The organism is Salmonella sp. K21076, from assembly GCF_039650795.1.
Lineage (GTDB): Bacteria > Pseudomonadota > Gammaproteobacteria > Enterobacterales > Enterobacteriaceae > Salmonella > Salmonella enterica.
Genome location: NZ_JBCLYA010000025.1, coordinates 64,439 through 87,098 on the forward strand (window position 1 = coordinate 64,439; position 22,660 = coordinate 87,098).

Consider the following 22,660-nt stretch of genomic DNA (forward strand, 5'->3'; position numbering starts at 1 on the left):
TTAACCCCTTATTTCACAATCCGGAGGTGGCTAACGTTTTTCCGGTAGCTTTCCCAGTCAAAATTCACCCACATCCCTCCGTCCATCTGGAGGCGATCGATAACCCTCGCGCCCAGTGAATCCAACAGCCCCTCGTGGTTAAGATTCGTCAGAACGCCAACAGGTCGCATCGATGAGAGACGGCGATCGATAACCTGATTGAGAATGACCTTCTCACCACTGCTCCCGCGCTGAATACCGACTTCATCCAGTACCAGCAGGTCAACTTTGCAAAGGTCATCAAGCAGGGACGCTTCTGATTGCCCACCGTCGTAGCACTCACGAACCCTGAGCATCAGGTCAGGAATGGTTACCACCAGAACGCTATGACCGCCGGCCAGCAGATGATTTCCGATTGCCGCCGCAAGATGGTTTTTCCCGGTTCCCGGACCACCGCTGAACACAAAGCTCGCAAATCCACTACCGAAGTTCTGGGCATAACTTTTTGCCATCGTGTACGCTTTTCGCTGCCCCTCCCCGCTTACTTCGTAGTTAGCAAACGTACAGCTACGATGGAGATCCTGAATGCCAGATCGCCCGAAAATCTTCTCGGTGCGGGATTTCTGATTCATCCTGTCAAGCTCTTCACTGCGTTTACGCCCTTCGGCTTCCTGCCATGCCCGCCACTCATCAGCAGTCGAGAATTTCGGCTGCACACTGGCTGGGATAATTCTTTTCAGGCGATCAAGCGCACTGCCAGTACCGATTACGTTTTTCATCGTTACCCCCTGAATCCGGTAGGAATGGTTTTGTCTGGCGCAGAAATGTGGTTCACATCTCTGCCAGCTCTTCGGTCGTTGAGAGCGAACTTCGGTTTGAATAGTCCCTGGTAGCCGTTGGCAATGCTTGTGTTGATGACGTTTACCGGATCGTGGCCTTCATCCAGGCACTCCTTCAGAAGCCTGAAAGCTTTTGTTACCGTCAGTTCGGTTTTTATGGGCTTTCCGGATTGCTGGCGGTATGTGACCCATTCGTTCCACGACGCAGCATTCAGCCATTCGGGAACAGGAATACTCAACGGATCAAACTTCACTTTTCCCTTAGGGGGATTAAAGGGGGTTAGATCTTTTATATTTGTCTTTGGAATAATGTCTTTGGTGTTCCCTGTTTTCGGGGATGCCCTTCCCTCTTTTCGGGGATAACTATCCCCGTTTTCAGGGATGGCTGAATGGGGTAAAACGCTATCCCTGTTTTCAGGGATAACTATCCCCGTTTTCGGGGATGCCCTTCCCCCTTTTCGGGTATAACTATCCCTGGTTTCGGGTACAGAAATAATCCATGTGGCAATTTCATCATCAGGAAAAGACACCGGACATTTTGAGCAATGTGGCTTGGAATAAGCCCATTTATCCAGGTTTGTATTAATCCCTATGTATCTTGTTTGACCAATACGGCGCAGGATAATGATGTTACGATAGGCAAGACTCAGCACCGCTTCGGATACATGCTTTACCTTCAGTGTTGTCTTATCTGCAATGAGGCTGTTGGCAATACGATCTGATTTTTTCGACCAGCCATAAGTCAGCCGGATAATCGCATTCAAAACACGGAACTCACGCCCCGATAGTTCAACGATACACAAGGCGTCCTGGATCTGATTAGCTAAACGTAAATAGCCATTTTCCAGATCAGCCATACGGCACTCCTGTTGCGTCGGTATCGGCGCAGGGAATTTGTATATTTCAGCGGTATTTGACATACTCATCTCCGCAATTACCTACCGTTTTTGCACCAGAAAGCCGTTGGTGACCCCTCACCGCGGCTTTCGCCTTTTTGGTTGCTGTCATTTTCAGTCCCACCCCAGCGCATCCGGCCTGGCTCGTTCAGCCTTTAGCCCGGCATCAGCGAGAATCTCTACGGCTGTGAGATAGTTTCTGGATACCAGTACCGCTTCCGGTGGCGCGGCCTGAATCCCAAGAAAAGCCAGCTCTTTCGCCATGTTGCAGAAATATCCCTCAGCTTTACGCCTGCTGACTGTCGACTCGCTGATGCCCATATGCTCGGCGTATGATTTCTGCCCTACTGATGCAAGCCGGTTGAGCAGGACACTCTCTATCTCAATCGGGTTGATTTCTGGTGGGTCTAACTTTCGTGCAATTGCGTTCTCCATGGGTAAATATCCTCTATGGTTATTTGGCTGATGCCTCTTGGCTTGGTAAGCCATCGGTTGGGTTTGGGTAGAGATCAGGACGCAGTTCGTGTGGGGTGACTTTCCAGTCAATAGCTCTTGCCACTCGAACTACAAGTTCGCCGGGAACTTTGTTTTTAAACCAGCCGTTAACGGTCTGAGCACGGCGACCAAGTCGGCGTCCCAACCCAGCCTGGCTACACACGGAAAGGATCTTGCGTTGAACAGTTACTTTCATTGGTCGGTCTCATTGAGTGAAGATACAACCAATTATTCAAATTTAATCGATACTGTCAAATTATTTCGATAGACATACCTACAGAAAAAATCTGTATAATGAAACCATGTAATTGTGCGAGAACGAAAAATGAACTTTGGAGAGCGTTTACAAAGAGTGCTTAATGAGACTGGGATCACCCAATCTGAGTTAGGTCGTAGAGTCGGCGCTACCTCTCAATCAGTTAATGGTTGGTGTCAGTCCGGCATTCTTCCCCGAAAAGATATCTTAGAGTTGTTACCTAAGGCCACGGGTAAGCCGTTGTATTGGTTCTTCATGGAGGATGATGATGAATCGGATGTGCCTGAACGTCTAACACAAGGTGGTCCAACAGATCTCAATGACCGACAAAAGCGGCTCTTAGAAATATTTGATCAGCTACCGACTGTTGAACAAGACCGTTTTATTGAGCTGGCAGGCACCAGACTTCAAGAACTAGACGATTTCATGGCTGAATACCAAAGACGCAGAAAAATCGAGCCTCCTTCTCGCTAAACCAGCTTTAAAACTACTAACCGCCTTAACTGGCGGTTTTTTTATGTCATTAATTCACCCACATCTCGCTTTCTTAATCTTCCCTGTAAAATTAATCATCAAATTTAATTGACATGTATCGATTGAATCGATAATACTTAACCTATCAACCGCAGCAACGAGTCATCAAGGCAGGACGCCCACGAAGTAGCCGCCCGGGGCATACGAAGACCGGGATGAGATGGCAAGGTTAACGCGCAGCAGGTGATAAACGTTCCGCTGGCCGGCGATAAGGCAAACGAGGGTGAGATGACTAATTACGGCACAACAACATTACCAAGAACCAGCGTTGTACCGGGAATGCTGGTTAAGTACCAGGGGCGCACATACCGCGCATCTGCAAACGTAGGAAAAGGGTTGTACTTGTTTACCCTTTTCGAACGCCTGCGGACAACCAACGACGAGATCGAGGTTTACCTCAACCAACACGGCAAACCTGCAACCCATTAGCAGGAAAAACCAGCAAAACGAAATACTGCACAGATTCTGGCAGACCACATGGTGTCGGGGATTCTGCAAACCAAATTCAGGAGTTCAGCCATGAACGCATATCTCACTTACGACCGGATCGAGGCTCAGGACTGGACCCGGCATTACCAGCAAATCGCCAGAGAAGAGAAAGAGTCAGAACTTGCTGACGATCTGGAGAAAGGACTGTCGCTTCACATGCTGGAGTCGCTGTGTATGGACGAGCTACCACGCCACGGCGCCAACAAAAAAGCGATCAGCCGGGCATTTGATGACGATGTCGAATTCCAGGAGCGCGCGTCGGAGTTTGTGCGGTACATGGCCGAGACGTTTTCCCGGCATCAAATTGATATTGAATCAGAGGAATAAGACAAATGAGCACAGCACTCGCAACACTGGCAGGAAAACTGGCTGAACGTGTAGGAATGGATTCTGTAGATCCGCAGGAACTGATCACTACATTGCGCCAGACAGCGTTTAAAGGTGATGCCAGTGATGCGCAGTTTATTGCGTTACTGATAGTCGCCAACCAGTACGGTCTTAATCCGTGGACGAAAGAAATTTACGCCTTTCCTGATAAGCAGAACGGGATCGTCCCTGTGGTGGGCGTTGATGGCTGGTCCCGTATCATCAACGAAAACCAGCAGTTTGACGGTATGGATTTTGAGCAGGATAACGAATCATGTACATGCAGGATTTACCGTAAGGACCGTAACCATCCGATCTGCGTTACCGAATGGATGGATGAATGTCGCCGGGAACCATTCAAAACCCGTGATGGTCGTGAGATTACTGGACCGTGGCAGTCACATCCCAAACGGATGTTGCGACACAAAGCAATGATCCAGTGCGCCCGTCTTGCCTTCGGTTTCGCAGGTATCTACGACAAGGATGAGGCCGAACGCATTGTCGAAAATACCACGTATACCACAGATCGCCAGCCGGAACGCGACATCACTCCGGTTAGCGATGAAACCATGCGGGAAATTAATGATCTGCTGATCACCCTGAATAAAACATGGGATGACGATCTGCTGCCGCTCTGCTCCCAAATCTTCCGTCGCGATATTGGTGCATCGTCAGATCTTACGCAAATCGAAGCAGTGAAAGCCCTCGGATTCCTGAAGCAGAAAGCAGCAGAACAGAAGGTGGAAGCATGACACCAGAAATTATCCTGGCTCGTACAGGTATTGACGTTAGCAACATCGAGCAAGGTGATGACGCGTGGCACCGTCTACGCCTCGGTGTCATCACTGCTTCCGAAGTTCACAACGTCATTTCCAGGCCAAAGTCGGGCAAGAAGTGGACTGATATGAAGATGTCCTACTTTCTCACCCTTCTTGCCGAAGTTTGCACCGGCGTGGCACCGGAAGTTAACGCCAGGGCGCTGGCCTGGGGGAAACAGTATGAAGATGATGCCCGCACCCTGTTTGAGTTCACCACTGACGTGAAAGTCACCGGGTCGCCGATCCTTTTCCGTGACGAGGACATGCGTACCGCCTGTTCTCCTGACGGCCTGTGCAGTGATGGCCGCGGTCTTGAGTTGAAATGCCCTTTCACCTCTCGCGACTTTATGAAATTCAGGCTTGGCGGCTTCGAGGCTATCAAATCCGCCTATATGGCCCAGGTGCAATTCAGCATGTGGGTAACCGGGATAGATGCCTGGTATTTCGCGAATTATGACCCGCGCATGAAGCGAGAAGGCATTCACCACGTGGTTGTTGAGCGCGACGACAAATACATGTCCCTCTTCAATGAAATGGTACCGGAATTTATCGAAAAGATGGACGAAGCGCTAAAGGAGATTGGCTTCACGTTCGGGGAGCAGTGGCGATGACGCACGCACAGGACGAAATCAGGGTTGGCGCGATGCGCCATCCCATGTTGAAGAATTAAATGTTAGAGGACGGAAGTATGAGCAAAATTGGTGACTATTTCTTTGAATTCCCGGCATCAAGAGGCTTACAGGGAAATACGGTTGTGTTGATGATGACAGTCCCAGCGCGCGCGCTAACTCGCGTTCTGGCATCAGATAACCACGGCAATACGCTTGAGCGTTCTCAGCGAGAACTCAATCCAGCGCGTGCGAAGAAGTTTTATGAATACCTGCGAACAGCTTACGAGAAAAAAGAGCCGTTCATCATCCCGCCGCTGGTTGGAAACTGCGACTCATTCATTGAGTTCGAAGAGTTTGGCAATACGAATGTGGGTGTCGCGCGATTCCCAATGGATGCGGAAATTAAACTGTTTGACGGTCAGCATCGCGCCGCAGGCATTGCAGAGTTCTGCCGCACTTACGGAGAGCCTATTCACATCCCAATGATGCTGACACACCAACTGCCGCTCAAAACGCGCCAGCAGTTCTTTTCCGACATCAACAACAACGTATCGAAGCCATCAGCGGCCATCAATATGGCCTATAACGGTAGGGATAAAATTGCTCAGGATATGGTTTCGTTTTTGTCATCCCATGCCATGTTCTCAGAAATAACAGACTTTGAACACAACGTGGTTCCGGCGAAAAGCGATCTCTGGATTAGCTTCAAACCCCTGAGTGATGCAACTGCAAAATTCTCTGGTAATGGGGATGAGCTTGCTACTAGTGACATCTATGACATTTGGGAGGCATGGCTCAAGCTAACAGCCATCAAGGGAATTAGGCATGGTTGTACGCCTGTTGAATATAAGCGGGATTACATCCAGTTCCACGCGGTGATGATCAATGCGTTTGGCTACGCAATGCAGGAACTACTACGGCATCGCCCTGCACACATCATTGTTCAGATGATTGAGGAGTTAGTAAATAATTCCACTATGAGTGAGCTGGAGAATTTCTTCCTCATTTCATCCTGGTCCGGTGTCTGCGCCAGCACTGAAAAAGATAGAGCGACAGTTATTGCCAGCGTTGCTTCACAAAAAGCTGCTTCGGTGAGACTAATCCAAGCTATTACGACAAAGAGCTTTGAGGTCGCAGCATGAGATACGGCTCTGTTTGCAGTGGAACTGCGGCGATGCCCATAGAGGAACCGGCGCTGCGCACCTGGCGCCGCCCGTTCCTGAAATGGGCAGGCGGTAAATATTCGCTGCTGCCGGAACTGGATCGTCTTATCCCGGCAGGTAAACGACTGATAGAGCCATTTGTGGGCGGCGGATCGGTGTTTCTTAACTCAGACAAGCACGAACGCTTCCTTCTGGCTGACGTCAACGCTGACCTGATTAACCTGTACCAGATGCTGGCCGTAGTGCCTGATTCGGTAATCGCAGAGGCTATGAAAGCTTTCAGACATCTGAATGATGCCGAAAACTACACAGTAATTCGTGAAGCATTCAACGCCCAGAAACTGAATGCGACAGAACGAGCGGCCGCATTCCTTTACCTCAACAGGCACTGCTTTAACGGTCTGATGCGTTACAACCTTGACGGTTTTTTCAATGTTGGATGGGGAAAGTATAAAGCCCCATATTTCCCGGAAGAAGAGATCAGGGCATTCAGGCAGAAGTCTCACGCGTGCGTATTTATGACTGCGGGTTTCGAACGTACTCTCAGGCTGGCGGGTGATGGTGATGTCGTTTACTGCGATCCGCCATACGAGCCAATGCCCGGCACCGCTGGCTTCACTAACTACGCCTCCGGTGGGTTCTCATGGGATAGCCAGGTAGCGCTTGCTGAAAGCTGTGTGGCAGCCCATCAGCGTGGCGCAAAGGTGTTTATCAGTAATTCTACCGCACCACGCGTTATTGAACTTTACGAGAGGCACGGCTTCACTCTGCACCGGGTCAATGCCCGCAGATCAATATCGAGTAAAGGCAGTACCCGAGAAACAGCGAACGATATCGTCGCCTCACTGGGGATTTAGTGATGATGAAACTTATTAACAGAAGTAAGCAATCACCAGTCGGTCGTCGCGCATGTGATATTGCACTGGCTGCGCATCATGAGAAGTTCGGCGATTACGGCAGACAAAAGCACGTTACCAATTACACCGTTGTAGTGGATGGCGTAAAGGTTCCTGTCGAAGTAGTTAACCGGGCCACCAGCTACGTAGCCACCGCAATGATCGGCGTCCGGAAACTTAGAAATCTGCCAGCACAGGCAAACTGAATATTAGCGATGGCCCGCTGCGGGGCCACTGGAGAAAACGATGAGCAACATTATCCAACTGACGCCAAACAAGTGGGTTAGCGAAAAAGTTCTGATTGCGGTTACCGGGCTTAAGCCCGGAACCATTACCCGCGCCAGAAAAGAATCCTGGATGCTGGGCCGCGAGTACCTGCACATTTCACCAGACGGAAATCCGAAGCCTTCGAGCGAATGCATATACAACAGAGAAGCCGTTGATCAGTGGATCGAGGCGCAGAAAAAAAATCAACCAGGTGCGAAGACAACATGAAAAGCAGTACACTCGTCAATGCTCCTGGACGTCAGGAGGGATTAATGGCTAATGCATCATACCCGACAGGCGTCGAAAACCACGGCGGTTCGCTCCGCATCTGGTTTCTGTATAAAGGTAAACGTGTCAGGGAAAACCTTGGTATCCCTGACACTGCAAAAAATCGCAAGATAGCTGGCGAACTGCGTTCTTCGGTTTGTTTTGCGATAAGGATGGGGAATTTTAACTATGTGGAAAAATTCCCAAACTCAACGAACCTTGCCCGGTTCGGTCAGGATAGAAAGGAAATTACTGTGCTGGAGCTTACCGAAAGATGGTCCGAGCTGAAGAGAATGGAGATCAGCTCTAATACCATGAGTAGGTACGAATCTATCATAAAAAACATGCTTCCACTCATCGGCGAAAACAAAATGGTTTCTGCGGTGACTACTGAGGATTTGCTGTATGTCAGGAAGGAGTTGCTGACGGGCTTTCAGGTAATGAAGAAGGATCACCGGACTCAGGTTAAAGGCCGGAAATCGTCCACAGTGAATAATTACATGATGCTGATGGCCGAGATCTTCCAGTTTGGAACAGATAACGGCTATGCAAAGGAAAACCCGTTTAGCGGAATTAACCGTCTCAAGAAAGCGAAAGGGGAACCAGATCCACTCACGACAGACGAGTTCATCAGGTTTATCCAGGCATGCGGCCACCAGCAGATGAGAAATCTCTGGTCACTGGCAGTCTATACCGGAATGAGGCATGGGGAGTTGTGCGGTCTGGCCTGGGAAGATATCGATCTGCATGCCGGGACGATCATTGTGAAGCGCAACCTTACCCAGACGGATGAGTTCACCCTGCCAAAAACCGACGCAGGTACTGACAGGGTGATATATCTCATTCAACCAGCTATTGATGCCCTGAGGAATCAGGCCCAGTTGACACGCCTTGGCCGGCAGTTTGAGGTTGAAGTGAAGTTGCGGGAATATGGACAATCTGTCATTCAGCCCTGCACGTTCGTATTCAGCCCTCAATGCGTCAAACGTGGACCTCGCACAGGATATCACTACGCGGTTAATTCCATTAATAAAATTTGGGCCCCGATAATCAAGCGTGCCGGCATTCGTTACCGTAACGCGTATCAGTCACGACATACCTATGCATGCTGGTCATTATCAGCTGGTGCTAACCCAAACTTTATAGCAACGCAGATGGGGCATACCGATGCACAGATGGTTTACAAGGTGTATGGAAAGTGGATGTCAGAGAAGAGCGCAGAACAGGTTTCTCTGCTCAACCAGGCACTTTCCCGCTATGCCCCATCACTGCCCCAAAGCATGGTAGCAGCGCAGTAGAAATCCTTAAATTCAAGGGGTTAGCAGTCGCATCGCTACATTTTTATAACATGGGGCACGAAATGCGCTCGACCCTAAAGACAGCTTATGGTGTGATCGGGGTTCAATAAATCGCTAAACAAGGTATACTCCAGCGGTTTTCTTAGTTGTTTATTGTACTAAACACTCCCGTGAGAGGACGCAACAGCGCACCTATGACACAATTCGCTTCTCCTGTTCTGCACTCGTTGCTGGATACAGATGCTTATAAGTTGCATATGCAGCAAGCCGTTTTTCACCACTACTATGATGTGCAGGTAGCGGCTGAGTTTCGTTGCCGTGGCGACGACCTGCTGGGTATTTATGCCGATGCTATTCGCGAGCAGGTGGACGCGATGCAGCACCTGCGCCTCCAGGAGGACGAGTTCCAGTGGCTCTCCGGCCTGCCCTTTTTTAAACCGGATTATCTGAACTGGTTACGCGAGTTTCGCTATAACCCAGCTCAAGTCTGTGTCACCAACGATAACGGCAAGCTGAATATTCGCTTAACCGGCTCGTGGCGTGAAGTCATTATGTGGGAAGTGCCGCTGCTGGCCGTGATCAGTGAGCTGGTTCATCACTACCGCTCGCCAAACGCGGGCGTTGATCAGGCGCTCGACGCGCTGGAAAGTAAGCTGGTTGATTTCACTGCGTTAACCGCCAATCTCGATATGTCCCGCTTCCACCTGATGGACTTCGGCACCCGCCGCCGTTTCTCTCGTGAAGTGCAGCAGGCGATAGTTAAACGTCTCCAGCAGGAGTCATGGTTCGTCGGCACCAGCAACTATGATCTCGCGCGTCGCCTGGCGCTGACGCCGATGGGCACTCAGGCGCACGAATGGTTCCAGGCGCATCAACAAATCAATCCGGACCTGGCGACCAGTCAGCGTGCCGCGTTGGCCGCCTGGCTTAACGAATATCCGGACCAGCTTGGTATCGCATTGACAGATTGCATTACAATGGATGCGTTTTTACGCGATTTCGGCATTGAATTCGCCAGCCGTTATCAGGGGTTACGCCACGACTCAGGAGACCCTGTCGCATGGGGCGAAAAGGCGATTGCCCATTATGAAAAGCTGGGGATTGATCCGCTGACAAAAACGCTGGTCTTTTCAGATAACCTTGATCTGCCAAAGGCGGTCGAGCTCTATCGCCATTTCGCCTCTCGCGTGCAGTTAAGCTTCGGCATCGGTACCCGACTGACCTGCGATATCCCTCAGGTAAAACCGCTCAATATCGTGATTAAGCTCGTGGAATGTAACGGAAAGCCGGTGGCTAAACTTTCCGACAGCCCCGGTAAAACGATCTGTCATGATAAAGCGTTTGTGCGCGCGCTGCGTAAAGCGTTCGATCTCCCGCAGGTGCGTAAAGCAAGTTAACCATGCCTGTGCGAAGCGCCCGGAAAGTGGGCGCTTTGTTACTCTTCTGACCATCTTACCTGTTCTGGCCGCGATGGTGACTATTCTTCCCCTTCACTCTTCGACATATTTACGTGCGTGATTTGCGTTGTTTTTTCAGAATTAGTGTCCCGCTGTGTACGCGTTCTGAATAAATTGAATTCGCTAATAAATTCTTTACGCAGCAAGAACAGAGCAATTACGTTGGGGATAACCAGAAAACCGACAGCAATATCAGCCATTAACCAGATTACCGGGATTTCCATATTAACGGCAATCAGTGGCGGCAAAAAATATAGCCATTTAATGATGCGTTCTAGCTTATCGCCAAAGATATAGTTTATTGAAGTGCGAAATTTAATATATGAACCAAGATAAGAAGTAAACAGAATCAACGCCACACCGAGACAGAGAACCTGAACAATAATCGGATGCCATGTTTCTTTTAAGGCGGCAAAGATAATCTGAATACCTTGATAACTGGCGTCTGTCCACATACCAGAAGCAAGTACAGCAAATGCGGTAAAGTTACAGGTAATCATTGAAACAAAAAATACTTCCACTGCCCCCCACATTCCCTGACGGAAAGCATAATCCACGTTGGCAGTAGCATGTACTGTGGCCGAGGTACCCATGCCGGCTTCGTTAGTGAATATTCCGCGACTGGCTCCTTTACTGATGGCCATCATGATGGTTGACCCGACAAAGCCACCGGCTGCTGGCGCAGGGGCAAAGGCATAATAGAAAATACTTTTTATAACCTGTGGGATAGCCTCGATATTCAATACCACTACACCAGCGGCACCAATGAAATAGGCAATGGTGATCGGTGGAAGTGCAATCGTACAGAATTTACCAAGACTGGCGAGTCCTTTTAAAATAACCAACGCGCCTACGATGACAATAAATCCCCCAATGACGCTTGTTGGGATGTCAAACGTATAGTGAATGACCGCCGCCATCGTATTAGTTTGCACAAAACAGGCATCCGTAATAACCAGAATCATTAATGCAAACGCATATAATCCTGCCAGGGGATACCATTTTTTATTGAGCTCTTTCTTAATATAATGCATTGGGCCGCCATAATATTCGCCATTCTCACCTTTACTTCGGTATTTCACCGCCAGCGTCACTTCAACCATTTTGGTCATCATACCCACGACCGCAATGATCCACATCCAGAAAATTGCCCCAGGTCCGCCAACCGCAATAGCCGCAGCAACACCTGCGATCGTTCCCGCGCCTAATGAGCCGGATAGCACAGTGGCAGCCACCTCTATTGATTTTAAGGATTTTTTAGACGCTGCCTCGCCAGTAGTGTTTTGTTTATTTTTTCCGGCAAGTGTACCAATTGTATTACGGTAAATTTCTTTTAAATTGATAATCTGGAAAAATTTGAGGCGTACTGTAAAATAAAAGCCAATGCCGATGACACACAAAAATAATGGGCCACCCCATAGAAATTCAAAGAGTTGTGAAAGTTGCTCTAACATAATGACCTCGGATTTAAATTAATTCGTTCAGTCTCAGAAATAATCTTTCCAGTTCAGCGTAATCCTGAATTTTGCCAACAACACTAAACTGGAAAGTCAGCGGGTAGGAGCATCCCTTACTCACTAAATGCCGTTTTAATGGTATATTGTTATGAAGTTTTGCTTCCTGCATTAGGTTTATTATGCGTATAAAAAACGCGTTTTTTACATGCTGCCTTTATTATCTAATTTTTTAGTCGTAATGTTTAAGCACTGCGTCCGTTCCAGACTATATCTTCATAAATATCTGGGGACGTATCGCCTTCGGTGCTAATAAGCAGAACATGAGCATTGGCATCAAGCTGTAAGCGATTAGCAAGATCCTGATAATGCATATTGTTCATCAACTCATAAAGTAACCCTACGCCAATAGCTCCGGACTCGCCGGAAATAAAAGGCGTATCAGTGCCTGGACGCGGCGCGGCAGCAATGCGCATACCCTTAGCCGCCAGACAATCATCAGCGGAAATAAAACAACTGGTGTTGTCCCGAATAATAGGCCAACTGATAATATTCGGCTCCCCACACGCAAGCCCGGCCATTATCGTCGCCATATCGCCAGTGACGCAGTGAGGTTGACCATCATTCATAACTGCGGATTGATAAAGACAGTTGGCCTGATGCGGCTCAACCACAATAATATTAGGGGTATTTTCCTGCATTTTTTCAACAAAATAACCCATAACACTGCCAGCAAATGATCCCACCCCCCGCTTGTAAAATAAGGTGGGTTGGCAACGGACTGTTTGTTTCTGCGAGCTGCTCATAAGCTTCAACCGCTAGTATCATATAGCCTTGCATAATCCATGTTGGGATCTCTTCATACCCTGTCCAGGCTGTATCCTGCAAAAGCACCCAGCCTTTTGTTTGCGCCATTCTATGGGCCAGTCGCACTGCATCATCGTAGTTCAGATCGGTGATGGTGCATTCAGCTCCATGATGGCGAATATTCTCTGCCCAGATTAACGATGATCCCTTAGGCATATAAACGACGGCTTTTAGACCTAATTGCTCCGCCGCCCACGCCACACCACGGCCATGATTGCCATCCGTCGCGGTAACAAAAACACAATCTTTAATTTTTTCTTTAATCTCAGGAGTGTTAAGGGCAGCAAAACTTAACGAGTTAATATCACATTGCAATTTATCAGCGAGATATTTTCCTACAGCATAAGAGCCGCCCAGACCTTTAAAAGCATTCAGACCAAAACGCCAGGACTCATCTTTAATATGGATGGACCCTAGTCCAAGCCGCCGGCTTAGATGCGCCAGATTATGTAACGGCGTAACGGCATAATTGGGTAATTTTTTATGAAATGCTAACACCTCACGCCCAACATTTCCGTTAAGCAAACTTAAAGCCGCTCCTGTACCATATTTTTTCCGACGTGTATTAAACTGGTATTTAATAAGCTCATGCATAATGATACCTTTTGTTAAAGTTTATTTATTGAAATAATATGTTTTTGGCAATTATTGAGTAGAAACAAGTAAAGAACTCGCGTTTTGTGGCTGTAGTAGTGGTTATCCTCACTTTAATAAACCGTACTGATAAAAGAGTCGCACAATATCTATTACGTCCTTTTCTTTATTCCGCTGATTATGATAGTACTATGCTTATTGCTGTTAAATGGCGCGAAAATGCCCATCGTCGTGCAATTTTCACCTTTTTTTAACGGCCTGGACGCGGCAAAATTGCGCACAGTGATAGTCATCACATTAAAGAGGTTATTTGCGATATGAAGCTTGACGCCTGGGATAAAAACATTCTGACATTATTGCAACGCGATAATCGTCTTTCTCAGCGGGAAATCGCCGAACAGGTCAATCTTTCACCTTCGGCAGTGAATCGTCGTATCGCGGCACTGGAGGAGGCGGGCATAATTAAAGGCAATGTCAGCCTTGTTGATGCTGGCAAAGTGGGACGCCCGGTCACGATTGTGGTGCAGGTGGTGATCGAAAACGAGCGATTCAATTTACTGGAAGAGGCTCGTCAACGGTTTGTCAGTTGCCCGCAGGTGCAGCAGGTCTACTACGTAACGGGCGATTTCGACTTTTTACTGGTGCTCAATGTTCGTGACATGGCGGAATATGAAACACTTACCCGTGAGCTTTTCTTTTCCTCAGGCAATATTAAGTCTTTTAAAACGATTGTCGTGATGCAAAACGCCAAGCAAGAGATGCGCGTCCTGATCGAGTAACGTGCGCAAAGCTTACAAAACCAGCCTAAATTCTCAATTGTTCGCGAGCAGGTGCGAACTTTTTACAGGTTTCTTTCTGAAAACCTGCTTCCAGATGCGATTTCTGCTTGTCTGATTGCAGATGCCAGGTAACATAGGAATACCCCCATTTCGGGTGGACAAGTGTTTATTTTTTCCGACTATTAACTAGAGAGAATATTATGAGCGTTGTGCCTGTAGCCGACGTACTCCAGGGCCGCGTAGCCGTTGACCAAGAAGTCACCGTGCGCGGATGGGTGCGTACCCGCCGAGATTCAAAAGCTGGCATCTCCTTCCTCGCCGTTTATGACGGCTCCTGCTTTGATCCTGTACAGGCTGTCATTAATAATTCTCTGCCCAATTATAATGAAGAAGTATTACACCTGACGACAGGCTGCTCCGTGGTAGTAACAGGTAAGGTTGTCGCGTCGCCGGGACAGGGGCAAAGTTTCGAAATCCAGGCCACGAAAGTAGAGGTCGCAGGCTGGGTGGAAGATCCGGATACCTACCCGATGGCGGCAAAACGCCATAGCATTGAGTATCTGCGTGAAGTCGCGCATCTGCGCCCGCGCACCAACCTGATTGGCGCGGTAGCGCGCGTCCGCCATACTCTGGCGCAGGCGCTGCATCGCTTCTTCGATGAGCAGGGTTTCTTTTGGGTCTCTACCCCGCTGATTACCGCTTCCGATACCGAAGGCGCTGGCGAAATGTTCCGCGTCTCAACGTTGGATCTGGAAAACCTGCCGCGTAACGACCAGGGCAGAGTAGATTTTGACAAAGACTTTTTTGGCAAAGAATCATTCCTGACCGTCTCCGGCCAGCTCAATGGTGAAACCTATGCCTGTGCGCTGTCCAAAATCTATACTTTTGGGCCGACCTTCCGCGCGGAAAATTCCAACACCAGCCGCCACCTGGCGGAGTTCTGGATGCTGGAGCCGGAAGTGGCGTTCGCCGATCTGGAAGACAACGCCCGTCTGGCGGAAGCCATGCTGAAATATGTCTTCAAGGCGGTTCTGGAAGAGCGTGCGGATGACATGAAGTTCTTTGCCGAACGCGTGGATAAAGACGCTATCGCTCGTCTGGAGCGTTTTGTCTCCACCGACTTTGCTCAGGTGGATTACACCGATGCGGTCGCCATTCTGGAACGCTGTGGTAAGACATTTGAAAACCCGGTGTTCTGGGGCGTCGACCTTTCTTCCGAACACGAACGTTATCTGGCGGAAGAGCATTTCAAAGCGCCGGTAGTGGTGAAAAACTATCCGAAAGAAATTAAAGCGTTTTACATGCGCCTTAACGAAGATGGCAAAACCGTGGCGGCCATGGATGTGCTGGCGCCGGGAATCGGCGAAATCATCGGTGGTTCCCAGCGTGAAGAGCGTCTGGATGTGCTGGATGCCCGTATGGCCGAAATGGGGCTGAATAAAGAGGATTACTGGTGGTATCGCGACTTGCGTCGCTACGGTACTGTACCGCATTCCGGCTTTGGCCTGGGCTTTGAACGCCTTATCGCTTACGTCACGGGTGTGCAAAACGTGCGCGATGTTATTCCGTTCCCACGGACCCCACGCAACGCCAGCTTCTGATTTTTACGTCACACTCAAGGCCAGCTATGCTGGCCTTTTTTTTCGCCTGAATGTCAGTTTTATTATCAATAAGTAAATAAATTTAATTACAACCCTCTGAATTACAACATCTTGTTACTGTATATTTCACGAAAATATTTACACATAAAAATTAATCCTTAATTTTATTGCGGATTAGATTTTTCTGCTCTAATAGCACAATTTTTCACCACAATTTCGGACATCAAGACTTCTAAATGGCTATTTTTATGAAATAGCTCGTCTGCTGTTTTTTCAGGCACAACGGTGTCGCAAACCAATAAATGTAATAAAATCATAGTGATAAAATAAAAATAATCAAATCAAAGCGAGAACTCAGGGGAAGTTTGACGTTGTTCACAAAGTTCCGCGAAAATAACATTTATTTACATATTTTTCCTTTTGAAACCAAATATTTATATTTGTAGCACTTTCACAGTAGCGAAACGTTAGTTTGAATGGAAAGTTTGAATGGAAAGATGCCTGTCAGACACATAAAGACACCAAACTCTCATCAATATTTCTGTAAAGTTTTATTGACAGAATTTATTGACGGCAGTGGCAGGTGTCATATAAAAAAACCAATGAGGGTAATAAATAATGATGAAGCGCAAAATCCTGGCAGCGGTGATCCCTGCCCTGCTGGCTGCTGCAACCGCAAACGCAGCAGAAATTTATAATAAAGATGGTAATAAGCTGGATCTGTACGGTAAAGCCGTGGGTCGTCACGTATGGACAACGACCGGCGATAGTAAAAATGCCGACCAGACTTATGCCCAGATTGGTTTTAAAGGGGAAACGCAGATTAACACCGATCTGACCGGTTTCGGTCAGTGGGAATACCGTACTAAAGCAGACCGCGCTGAAGGCGAACAGCAGAACTCGAATCTGGTACGTCTGGCTTTCGCGGGTTTGAAATACGCGGAAGTGGGTTCAATCGATTATGGTCGTAACTACGGTATCGTTTACGATGTTGAATCCTATACCGATATGGCCCCCTACTTCTCCGGCGAAACCTGGGGCGGCGCCTATACCGATAACTACATGACCAGCCGTGCTGGCGGTTTGTTGACCTACCGTAACTCTGACTTCTTTGGTCTGGTGGACGGTCTCTCTTTCGGTATCCAGTATCAGGGTAAAAATCAGGACAACCACAGCATTAACTCTCAGAATGGCGATGGCGTAGGTTACACCATGGCATATGAGTTCGACGGCTTTGGCGTCACCGCAGCGTACAGCAACAGCAAGCGTACTAACGATCAGCAGGATCGCGATGGTAATGGCGATCGCGCAGAATCGTGGGCCGTTGGCGCGAAATATGATGCAAACAACGTCTACCTGGCTGCCGTATATGCTGAAACCCGCAATATGAGCATTGTTGAAAATACGGTTACCGATACCGTGGAAATGGCAAACAAAACGCAGAACCTGGAAGTGGTCGCTCAGTACCAGTTTGACTTCGGCCTGCGTCCGGCAATCTCGTATGTGCAGAGTAAAGGTAAGCAGTTGAACGGCGCCGACGGCTCGGCCGATCTGGCGAAATATATTCAGGCGGGCGCGACTTACTACTTCAACAAAAACATGAACGTATGGGTTGACTACCGTTTCAACCTGCTGGACGAAAACGACTACAGCTCCAGCTACGTTGGCACCGACGATCAGGCGGCTGTCGGTATTACTTACCAGTTCTGATCAGCAGACCCCTTTGTTTTATGCCTCAAAAACAGGACTTCGGTCCTGTTTTTTTATCTCTCTTAGAGAAAATGTGCGTCTTTCAAAAACAGGCGGGCTTTTTAGCGCTAACGGTTGGCATTTTGTAAATCTGCCGTTAACCTGATAGCGGATTTCCCTTCTGTAACTATAATGGAACCTCGTCATGTTTGAGAACATAACCGCCGCTCCTGCCGACCCGATTTTGGGCCTGGCCGATCTGTTTCGCGCCGATGACCGTCCAGGGAAAATTAACCTTGGCATTGGCGTATATAAAGATGAAACCGGCAAAACACCGGTGCTCACCAGCGTTAAAAAAGCCGAGCAGTATTTACTGGAAAATGAAACGACGAAAAACTATCTCGGCATTGACGGGATTCCGGAATTTGCTCGCTGCACTCAGGAACTGCTGTTCGGCAAAGGCAGCGCGCTGATTAATGATAAGCGCGCACGCACGGCGCAAACGCCGGGCGGTACCGGCGCGTTACGCATTGCCGCCGACTTTTTGGCAAAAAATACTCCGGTAAAACGGGTGTGGGTGAGCAACCCCAGCTGGCCGAACCACAAAAGCGTGTTTAACGCTGCCGGCCTGGAAGTTCGGGAGTACGCTTACTACGATGCGGAAAATCACTCGCTGGATTTTGAAGCGCTACAAGCCAGCCTGAGCGAAGCACAGGCCGGCGATGTGGTTCTGTTCCACGGTTGCTGTCATAACCCAACCGGCATTGACCCTACTCTGGAACAGTGGCAGGTTCTGGCTGAGCTTTCCGTTGAAAAAGGGTGGCTGCCGCTATTCGATTTCGCCTACCAGGGCTTTGCCCGCGGCCTGGAAGAAGATGCGGAAGGTCTGCGCGCCTTTGCCGCGCTGCATAAAGAGCTCATTGTCGCCAGCTCCTACTCCAAAAACTTCGGCTTATATAATGAGCGCGTCGGCGCCTGCACCCTCGTTGCCGCCGATGCGGAAACCGTGGATCGCGCTTTTAGCCAGATGAAATCCGCCATTCGCGCTAACTACTCCAACCCACCAGCGCACGGCGCGTCCATCGTCGCGACTATCCTGAGTAATGACGCCCTGCGCGCTATCTGGGAACAGGAACTGACGGACATGCGCCAGCGTATTCAGCGTATGCGTCAACTGTTCGTGAATACCTTGCAGGAAAAAGGCGCGAACCGTGACTTCAGCTTTATTATCAAGCAGAACGGGATGTTCTCATTCAGCGGTCTGACCAAAGATCAGGTGCTGCGTCTGCGTGAAGAGTTTGGCGTTTATGCCGTGGCTTCTGGTCGCGTGAACGTGGCGGGCATGACCCCGGATAATATGGCGCCGCTGTGCGAAGCCATTGTCGCGGTACTATAAAAAGCTGCCGACTGGCGTGACCGATAAAAAAGCCTGCACATTGCAGGCTTTTTCATTCTGCTTACCAGACCGGCATCTCATCTTGCAGGAAGGAATTATGCAGACGCTCGTATCCGAGCGTAGAGAGCGGGCCGTGGCCAGGAATAAAGGTCACATCATCGCCAAGCGGCAATAATTTACGCTTAATGGCGTCAATCAACTGGGTGTGATCGCCGCGAGGAAAATCGCTGCGCCCGACGCCACCTTTGAAAATCACATCGCCGGAGATCAGCAGTTGCGACTGTTCATCAAAGAAAACCACGTGTCCCGGCGTGTGTCCCGGACAATGTAACACCTGTAACGTCACATTCCCCACGCTGACGCGATCGCCGTCGTTCAGCCAGCGATCAGGCGTCAGCGGCTGACACTCATCCAGACCAAACATGCGGCTTTGCGCCGGCAGTCCTTGCAGCCAGAACTCATCTTCTTTTTCCGGACCGATAACAGGAACGCCGTAATGCTGCGCCAGTTCACTCGCCGCGCCGACATGATCGAGATGCCCATGCGTGAGTAAAATTTGCATCAACGTCACGCCGCTGGCGTCCACTTCCTGTTTAATTTTTTCCGCGTCGCCGCCCGGATCGACCAGCGCCGCCAGCCGGGTTTGTTCGCACCAGATTAATGAACAGTTCTGGGAGAACGCGGTGACCGGAATAATACGATAGTTCATACTGCTCCTTTGATTAAGCCTCGCTGATTACCAGTGCCGCGCTGGCCCGGTATCAATATGCACAAAGTTACTACGTGGGTAATATCCTACACCACCTGCGCGCATAGATAACGCCGCTTTGCGAATATTGCTCAGCGCCACGCCCTCAATATGAAAATCCATCGCCTGCCCTTTTGTATGGTAGCTTTTTTTCGCTACGCCGCTGCTACGGGCGCGTAATTCATTATTGGTATCAAGAGAACGGTAGCCTGAGATGAGCTGCACAGGTTTACGCGTCCCTAACAGCCCCTGAAGTCGGTAAAGTTGGTCAAACAGGCGGGGATCGATTGATCGGACTTTATTCGCGCGATAGTCACGGAAAAAATGGTTTAACTTTGCTAATTCATCCTGAATGTAGGCTCTTCCATCGAAAAACTCCGCCTTGATTGACTCTCCGGTATGGAGATTGTTTAACGTCAAAATGCGCGGGCGTGGGGTCGAGAGTGTGGCAAACGCTGGCGAGGGCAGGATGGCGGCGCCGAGAGCGACACCACCAAGCGCCAGCAGCTTGCGGCGATTAGCGTCAAATTTGTCCATGATAATCAGGTCTACAGGTCAATGTTATCGTTAATACACTTCTACCTTTAAGCAGACATGATACCGGCTGGCACAGACTTCTGAACGGCCCGGTCGACTTAAAGGTTGTTGTATATGCACTTCTGGCGCACGAAAGGCACCTTAACTGGCGATAAAGCCCGCGTCAAGATGGCCCTCCCCCAGCCACAACGGGGGTCTACAGCGAAACGCCCCGTTGAAGCCAAACATTAGGACAACATATTTACCAGAACTTCTTCATTTACCTGATTAATTGTTCAACCTTTGGCACAATTTGTGCGCTGGATCGCGCTGTGAGATCGTAATTGTAAATATCTGTACGATATTGCATACGTCCATCTGCGCCGACAAACGCGGTCAGATAGTAAAGATTTACTGGAATGTTCTGCCGGATATTGACATACCGCGTGTCGCCTTGCTTCAGGGCGCCAGAGATCCGCGCATCGTTCCAGCCAGCATCCTGCAAAAGCATATTCGCCAGTTCAGAGGCCTTATTGACCCGCACGCAGCCGGAACTTAACGCCCTGGCGTCACGCTGAAAAAGATTATGGTTAGGCGTATCGTGCAGATAGATCGCATCTGAACTCGGCATATTAAATTTATAACGCCCCAGCGAATTGTGCGCGCCTGGCGCCTGCTGGAAACGGAACGGAAGATTCGATGGCGTAATGGTGGCCCAGTCAACCTGCCACGGATCGATCGCTTCTTTGCTGTTCCAGCCGCGCATCACGGTGTAGCCATGGCGCTCCAGATAGCCTGGGTCATTCCACACCTTCGGTAAAATGTCTTTACGCGCAAGCGTGGGCGGAACGTTCCACGGCGGGTTCACCACCACATTATTCAGCGCGCTGCTCATCATCGGCGTTTTACGATCGGGACGCCCGACGATCACCCTTGAAGCCAGCACCTGGTTGCCATTCTGATAGTAGACCAGCGAATAAGCGGGAATGTTTACCATAATACCGGTAGAGAGTTCCGCCGGCAGCAGGCGTAAACGTTGGATATTCAGTGCCAGTACGCCTGCGCGTTGCGCGGGGGTCATATTAAGCCAGTTACGCGTCGCCGGGCCAATGACGCCATCCGCCCCCAGTCCTTGCCATGCCTGAAAACGCTTTACCGCCTCGACCAGTTCACGATCGTAGGCGCGTGCCGCCGGAGCCGGCTTACTACGGCGGGCCGTTGGTTCGTCGACCGGCTGCGCCACCGATGTTTCGTCGACTACGGCGGAGGGGCTGACGACGGCACTATCAGAGGTGTTATCGCCGGGTAAGGCTATCTTTGGACCGCCATCCAGCATCCCCGTACGCTGTAATATTTCGCGCAGCGCAGGCACATCGTTACTCCATTGCCCCGGGCGCAGCGTCGCGGTATTGGTCAACTGCGGCCACGGGCGAGAGTCCGCCACCAGCTTCAGCAGTGCGTCATGCATGGGCGCATACTGTGGATGCTGCGGCGCCAGGCTGGCGACAAACATCGGCAACTGCCCCTCTTCCAGCGCGATTTGCCACTGGTTAATCACCGAGACTGGCGGCGTCGCCAATGCGTAAGGTTTGTTGCTATATAGCCAGCGTTGGCCTTTGACGGGGATATTCGCAATGAAATGGAGATAGCCCATCATGGCGTCTGACAACACAACATCGCGCGCCATACCGTTTACGGCGGGAGCGGTCAACAATGCCACCCAGGCGGTAAACTGCGGCTGGAATCCGGCGATCGCCACCTCCGCCAACTGTTGCTGGAAGGCTTTCACCGCATCGCGATTATCCCACATGGGCTTCATGTCGCGCGCGGCATACAGCAATGTCAGCTGGCTCATATAGACCGGCGTATAGCCGGAAGGAAGCTGCGACTGTAAATCAGCCCGAACTTTCTCGGCTGAAACGCCCTCCGGCAGCGGCTGAATCCCGGCCAGAATCGCCGTCGCGGCGGATTGCTTCTGCGGCCCAGCCTGACCCGTCGCGGCAACGGCGCTATCGCCAGGTATCATTTCAGGCTCATCGGCCTGCGCATTGAACAGTGGAGCGAATGTTACGGCCAGGCATAAACTGATTGCCGACAGACAACGACCACACATCTTATTAAGCAACATCCCTTGCCCCCTGTTTTCGTTATCATACTCCGCATGACTGTGCTGCCCGCAGCGCGGGTCAACCTCAACCAATGCTTTTGTTTAGTATGACGAGTCAGCCTGCTCACTCGTCAGGCTTAACTCCAGTATATAAAGTTCGTTACGTTTTTGCCTAACCTAATGTAAAGAAGTTTAAAGAAAATACACTACCCGGAGAGATTTTTCAGATAAAGAAAAAGGCGGCTTTCGCCGCCCCAGGCTAATGATAAAGCAGAACT

Annotated in this window: 23 protein-coding genes and 1 pseudogene; 15 read left to right on the forward strand and 9 right to left on the reverse strand. The window is 49.7% G+C overall.

Features of this window, described 5'->3' with window-relative positions; genetic code table 11:
* Positions 1-8 precede the first annotated feature (8 nt).
* The 4 genes from AAYN39_RS09490 to AAYN39_RS09505 form a co-directional block, all read right to left on the reverse strand.
* Positions 9-758, reverse strand: coding sequence for an ATP-binding protein (locus tag AAYN39_RS09490; protein ID WP_000800010.1), 750 nt, complete (start codon positions 756-758; stop codon positions 9-11).
* Positions 759-760: 2 nt separating this feature from the next.
* On the reverse strand, positions 761-1,744 hold the full coding sequence (locus AAYN39_RS09495; protein ID WP_001681803.1) for a replication protein: 984 nt from the start codon (positions 1,742-1,744) through the stop codon (positions 761-763).
* 84 nt (positions 1,745-1,828) lie between these two features.
* The gene (locus AAYN39_RS09500) at positions 1,829-2,203 is read right to left on the reverse strand and encodes a CII family transcriptional regulator (RefSeq protein ID WP_001574095.1); all 375 of its coding nucleotides are present in this window, start codon (positions 2,201-2,203) and stop codon (positions 1,829-1,831) included.
* Positions 2,169-2,405 (reverse strand): YdaS family helix-turn-helix protein, encoded by a 237-nt coding sequence (locus AAYN39_RS09505; protein WP_000869365.1) that lies wholly within the window; start codon positions 2,403-2,405, stop codon positions 2,169-2,171. Before AAYN39_RS09505 ends, AAYN39_RS09500 begins: the two co-directional genes overlap by 35 nt.
* Positions 2,406-2,534: 129 nt before the next feature.
* Here AAYN39_RS09505 and AAYN39_RS09510 point away from each other — a divergent pair, with 129 nt between their 5' ends.
* From AAYN39_RS09510 to pncB, 11 genes are all read left to right on the forward strand, one after another.
* A complete protein-coding gene (locus AAYN39_RS09510; RefSeq protein ID WP_001009036.1) occupies positions 2,535-2,939 on the forward strand; it encodes a transcriptional regulator in 405 nt (134 codons plus the stop codon).
* A gap of 288 nt (positions 2,940-3,227) precedes the next feature.
* A complete protein-coding gene (locus AAYN39_RS09515; RefSeq protein WP_000186242.1) occupies positions 3,228-3,428 on the forward strand; it encodes a cell division protein FtsZ in 201 nt (66 codons plus the stop codon).
* 90 nt (positions 3,429-3,518) lie between these two features.
* Positions 3,519-3,815 (forward strand): host-nuclease inhibitor Gam family protein, encoded by a 297-nt coding sequence (locus tag AAYN39_RS09520; protein WP_000995349.1) that lies wholly within the window; start codon positions 3,519-3,521, stop codon positions 3,813-3,815.
* A gap of 5 nt (positions 3,816-3,820) precedes the next feature.
* On the forward strand, positions 3,821-4,606 hold the full coding sequence (gene bet, locus AAYN39_RS09525) for a phage recombination protein Bet (protein ID WP_001764962.1): 786 nt from the start codon (positions 3,821-3,823) through the stop codon (positions 4,604-4,606).
* Positions 4,603-5,283, forward strand: a complete 681-nt coding sequence (locus AAYN39_RS09530) for a lambda exonuclease family protein (RefSeq protein ID WP_000187053.1) — start codon at positions 4,603-4,605, stop codon at positions 5,281-5,283. The genes bet and AAYN39_RS09530 overlap by 4 nt, the downstream gene beginning before the upstream one ends.
* 77 nt (positions 5,284-5,360) lie before the next feature.
* Positions 5,361-6,425: a DGQHR domain-containing protein gene (locus AAYN39_RS09535; protein WP_000034527.1), complete on the forward strand. Its 1,065-nt coding sequence runs from the start codon at positions 5,361-5,363 to the stop codon at positions 6,423-6,425.
* A 32-nt stretch (positions 6,426-6,457) separates the two neighbouring features.
* Positions 6,458-7,303: a Dam family site-specific DNA-(adenine-N6)-methyltransferase gene (locus AAYN39_RS09540; RefSeq protein WP_001121167.1), complete on the forward strand. Its 846-nt coding sequence runs from the start codon at positions 6,458-6,460 to the stop codon at positions 7,301-7,303.
* A 5-nt stretch (positions 7,304-7,308) separates the two neighbouring features.
* The gene (locus AAYN39_RS09545) at positions 7,309-7,548 is read left to right on the forward strand and encodes a DUF4060 family protein (RefSeq protein WP_001754984.1); all 240 of its coding nucleotides are present in this window, start codon (positions 7,309-7,311) and stop codon (positions 7,546-7,548) included.
* Positions 7,549-7,588: 40 nt separating this feature from the next.
* Complete coding sequence (locus tag AAYN39_RS09550; RefSeq protein ID WP_000065276.1) at positions 7,589-7,837, forward strand: excisionase family protein; 249 nt, start codon at positions 7,589-7,591, stop codon at positions 7,835-7,837.
* A 44-nt stretch (positions 7,838-7,881) separates the two neighbouring features.
* On the forward strand, positions 7,882-9,174 hold the full coding sequence (locus AAYN39_RS09555; RefSeq protein WP_001262313.1) for a site-specific integrase: 1,293 nt from the start codon (positions 7,882-7,884) through the stop codon (positions 9,172-9,174).
* A 194-nt stretch (positions 9,175-9,368) separates the two neighbouring features.
* Positions 9,369-10,571, forward strand: coding sequence for a nicotinate phosphoribosyltransferase (gene pncB / locus AAYN39_RS09560; RefSeq protein ID WP_000191411.1), 1,203 nt, complete (start codon positions 9,369-9,371; stop codon positions 10,569-10,571).
* 80 nt (positions 10,572-10,651) lie between these two features.
* Here pncB and AAYN39_RS09565 read toward each other — a convergent pair whose 3' ends face one another.
* The gene (locus tag AAYN39_RS09565; RefSeq protein ID WP_000893189.1) at positions 10,652-12,085 is read right to left on the reverse strand and encodes an amino acid carrier protein; all 1,434 of its coding nucleotides are present in this window, start codon (positions 12,083-12,085) and stop codon (positions 10,652-10,654) included.
* Positions 12,086-12,330: 245 nt separating this feature from the next.
* Positions 12,331-13,546, reverse strand: a pseudogene (dpaL, locus tag AAYN39_RS09570) (diaminopropionate ammonia-lyase).
* 317 nt (positions 13,547-13,863) lie between these two features.
* Here dpaL and AAYN39_RS09575 point away from each other — a divergent pair.
* From AAYN39_RS09575 to aspC, 4 genes are all read left to right on the forward strand, one after another.
* Positions 13,864-14,325: an Lrp/AsnC family transcriptional regulator gene (locus AAYN39_RS09575; protein ID WP_000762345.1), complete on the forward strand. Its 462-nt coding sequence runs from the start codon at positions 13,864-13,866 to the stop codon at positions 14,323-14,325.
* 200 nt (positions 14,326-14,525) lie between these two features.
* The gene (gene asnS / locus AAYN39_RS09580) at positions 14,526-15,926 is read left to right on the forward strand and encodes an asparagine--tRNA ligase (protein ID WP_000117867.1); all 1,401 of its coding nucleotides are present in this window, start codon (positions 14,526-14,528) and stop codon (positions 15,924-15,926) included.
* A gap of 618 nt (positions 15,927-16,544) precedes the next feature.
* Entirely contained in the window at positions 16,545-17,636 is a 1,092-nt protein-coding gene (gene ompF / locus AAYN39_RS09585; RefSeq protein WP_000977709.1) for a porin OmpF, read from the forward strand.
* 184 nt (positions 17,637-17,820) lie between these two features.
* Positions 17,821-19,011 carry an aspartate transaminase gene (aspC, locus tag AAYN39_RS09590; protein WP_000462648.1) on the forward strand — a complete coding sequence of 397 codons (1,191 nt, stop codon included), beginning with the start codon at positions 17,821-17,823 and terminating at the stop codon, positions 19,009-19,011.
* A gap of 61 nt (positions 19,012-19,072) precedes the next feature.
* Here aspC and AAYN39_RS09595 read toward each other — a convergent pair whose 3' ends face one another.
* The 3 genes from AAYN39_RS09595 to ldtD form a co-directional block, all read right to left on the reverse strand.
* Positions 19,073-19,720, reverse strand: a complete 648-nt coding sequence (locus AAYN39_RS09595; RefSeq protein ID WP_001109472.1) for an MBL fold metallo-hydrolase — start codon at positions 19,718-19,720, stop codon at positions 19,073-19,075.
* A 27-nt stretch (positions 19,721-19,747) separates the two neighbouring features.
* The gene (locus AAYN39_RS09600) at positions 19,748-20,296 is read right to left on the reverse strand and encodes a YcbK family protein (RefSeq protein WP_000357053.1); all 549 of its coding nucleotides are present in this window, start codon (positions 20,294-20,296) and stop codon (positions 19,748-19,750) included.
* A gap of 259 nt (positions 20,297-20,555) precedes the next feature.
* Positions 20,556-22,403, reverse strand: a complete 1,848-nt coding sequence (ldtD, locus tag AAYN39_RS09605; protein WP_000925899.1) for a L,D-transpeptidase — start codon at positions 22,401-22,403, stop codon at positions 20,556-20,558.
* Between the last annotated feature and the right edge of the window lie 257 nt (positions 22,404-22,660).

Excerpts from the sequence above, each read along its gene's own strand:
- asnS (WP_000117867.1), top strand. The coding sequence starts at position 14,526 with ATGAGCGTTGTGCCTGTAGCCGACGTACTCCAGGGCCGCGTAGCCGTT.
- AAYN39_RS09490 (WP_000800010.1), bottom strand. The coding sequence starts at position 758 with ATGAAAAACGTAATCGGTACTGGCAGTGCGCTTGATCGCCTGAAAAGA.
- ldtD (WP_000925899.1), bottom strand. The coding sequence starts at position 22,403 with ATGTTGCTTAATAAGATGTGTGGTCGTTGTCTGTCGGCAATCAGTTTA.
- AAYN39_RS09600 (WP_000357053.1), bottom strand. The coding sequence starts at position 20,296 with ATGGACAAATTTGACGCTAATCGCCGCAAGCTGCTGGCGCTTGGTGGT.
- AAYN39_RS09505 (WP_000869365.1), bottom strand. The coding sequence starts at position 2,405 with ATGAAAGTAACTGTTCAACGCAAGATCCTTTCCGTGTGTAGCCAGGCT.
- AAYN39_RS09495 (WP_001681803.1), bottom strand. The coding sequence starts at position 1,744 with ATGAGTATGTCAAATACCGCTGAAATATACAAATTCCCTGCGCCGATA.
- AAYN39_RS09540 (WP_001121167.1), top strand. The coding sequence starts at position 6,458 with ATGCCCATAGAGGAACCGGCGCTGCGCACCTGGCGCCGCCCGTTCCTG.
- AAYN39_RS09520 (WP_000995349.1), top strand. The coding sequence starts at position 3,519 with ATGAACGCATATCTCACTTACGACCGGATCGAGGCTCAGGACTGGACC.
- AAYN39_RS09535 (WP_000034527.1), top strand. The coding sequence starts at position 5,361 with ATGAGCAAAATTGGTGACTATTTCTTTGAATTCCCGGCATCAAGAGGC.
- AAYN39_RS09565 (WP_000893189.1), bottom strand. The coding sequence starts at position 12,085 with ATGTTAGAGCAACTTTCACAACTCTTTGAATTTCTATGGGGTGGCCCA.
- aspC (WP_000462648.1), top strand. The coding sequence starts at position 17,821 with ATGTTTGAGAACATAACCGCCGCTCCTGCCGACCCGATTTTGGGCCTG.
- AAYN39_RS09595 (WP_001109472.1), bottom strand. The coding sequence starts at position 19,720 with ATGAACTATCGTATTATTCCGGTCACCGCGTTCTCCCAGAACTGTTCA.
- AAYN39_RS09550 (WP_000065276.1), top strand. The coding sequence starts at position 7,589 with ATGAGCAACATTATCCAACTGACGCCAAACAAGTGGGTTAGCGAAAAA.
- bet (WP_001764962.1), top strand. The coding sequence starts at position 3,821 with ATGAGCACAGCACTCGCAACACTGGCAGGAAAACTGGCTGAACGTGTA.
- AAYN39_RS09545 (WP_001754984.1), top strand. The coding sequence starts at position 7,309 with ATGAAACTTATTAACAGAAGTAAGCAATCACCAGTCGGTCGTCGCGCA.
- AAYN39_RS09510 (WP_001009036.1), top strand. The coding sequence starts at position 2,535 with ATGAACTTTGGAGAGCGTTTACAAAGAGTGCTTAATGAGACTGGGATC.
- ompF (WP_000977709.1), top strand. The coding sequence starts at position 16,545 with ATGATGAAGCGCAAAATCCTGGCAGCGGTGATCCCTGCCCTGCTGGCT.
- pncB (WP_000191411.1), top strand. The coding sequence starts at position 9,369 with ATGACACAATTCGCTTCTCCTGTTCTGCACTCGTTGCTGGATACAGAT.
- AAYN39_RS09515 (WP_000186242.1), top strand. The coding sequence starts at position 3,228 with ATGACTAATTACGGCACAACAACATTACCAAGAACCAGCGTTGTACCG.
- AAYN39_RS09555 (WP_001262313.1), top strand. The coding sequence starts at position 7,882 with ATGGCTAATGCATCATACCCGACAGGCGTCGAAAACCACGGCGGTTCG.
- AAYN39_RS09575 (WP_000762345.1), top strand. The coding sequence starts at position 13,864 with ATGAAGCTTGACGCCTGGGATAAAAACATTCTGACATTATTGCAACGC.
- AAYN39_RS09530 (WP_000187053.1), top strand. The coding sequence starts at position 4,603 with ATGACACCAGAAATTATCCTGGCTCGTACAGGTATTGACGTTAGCAAC.
- AAYN39_RS09500 (WP_001574095.1), bottom strand. The coding sequence starts at position 2,203 with ATGGCTTACCAAGCCAAGAGGCATCAGCCAAATAACCATAGAGGATAT.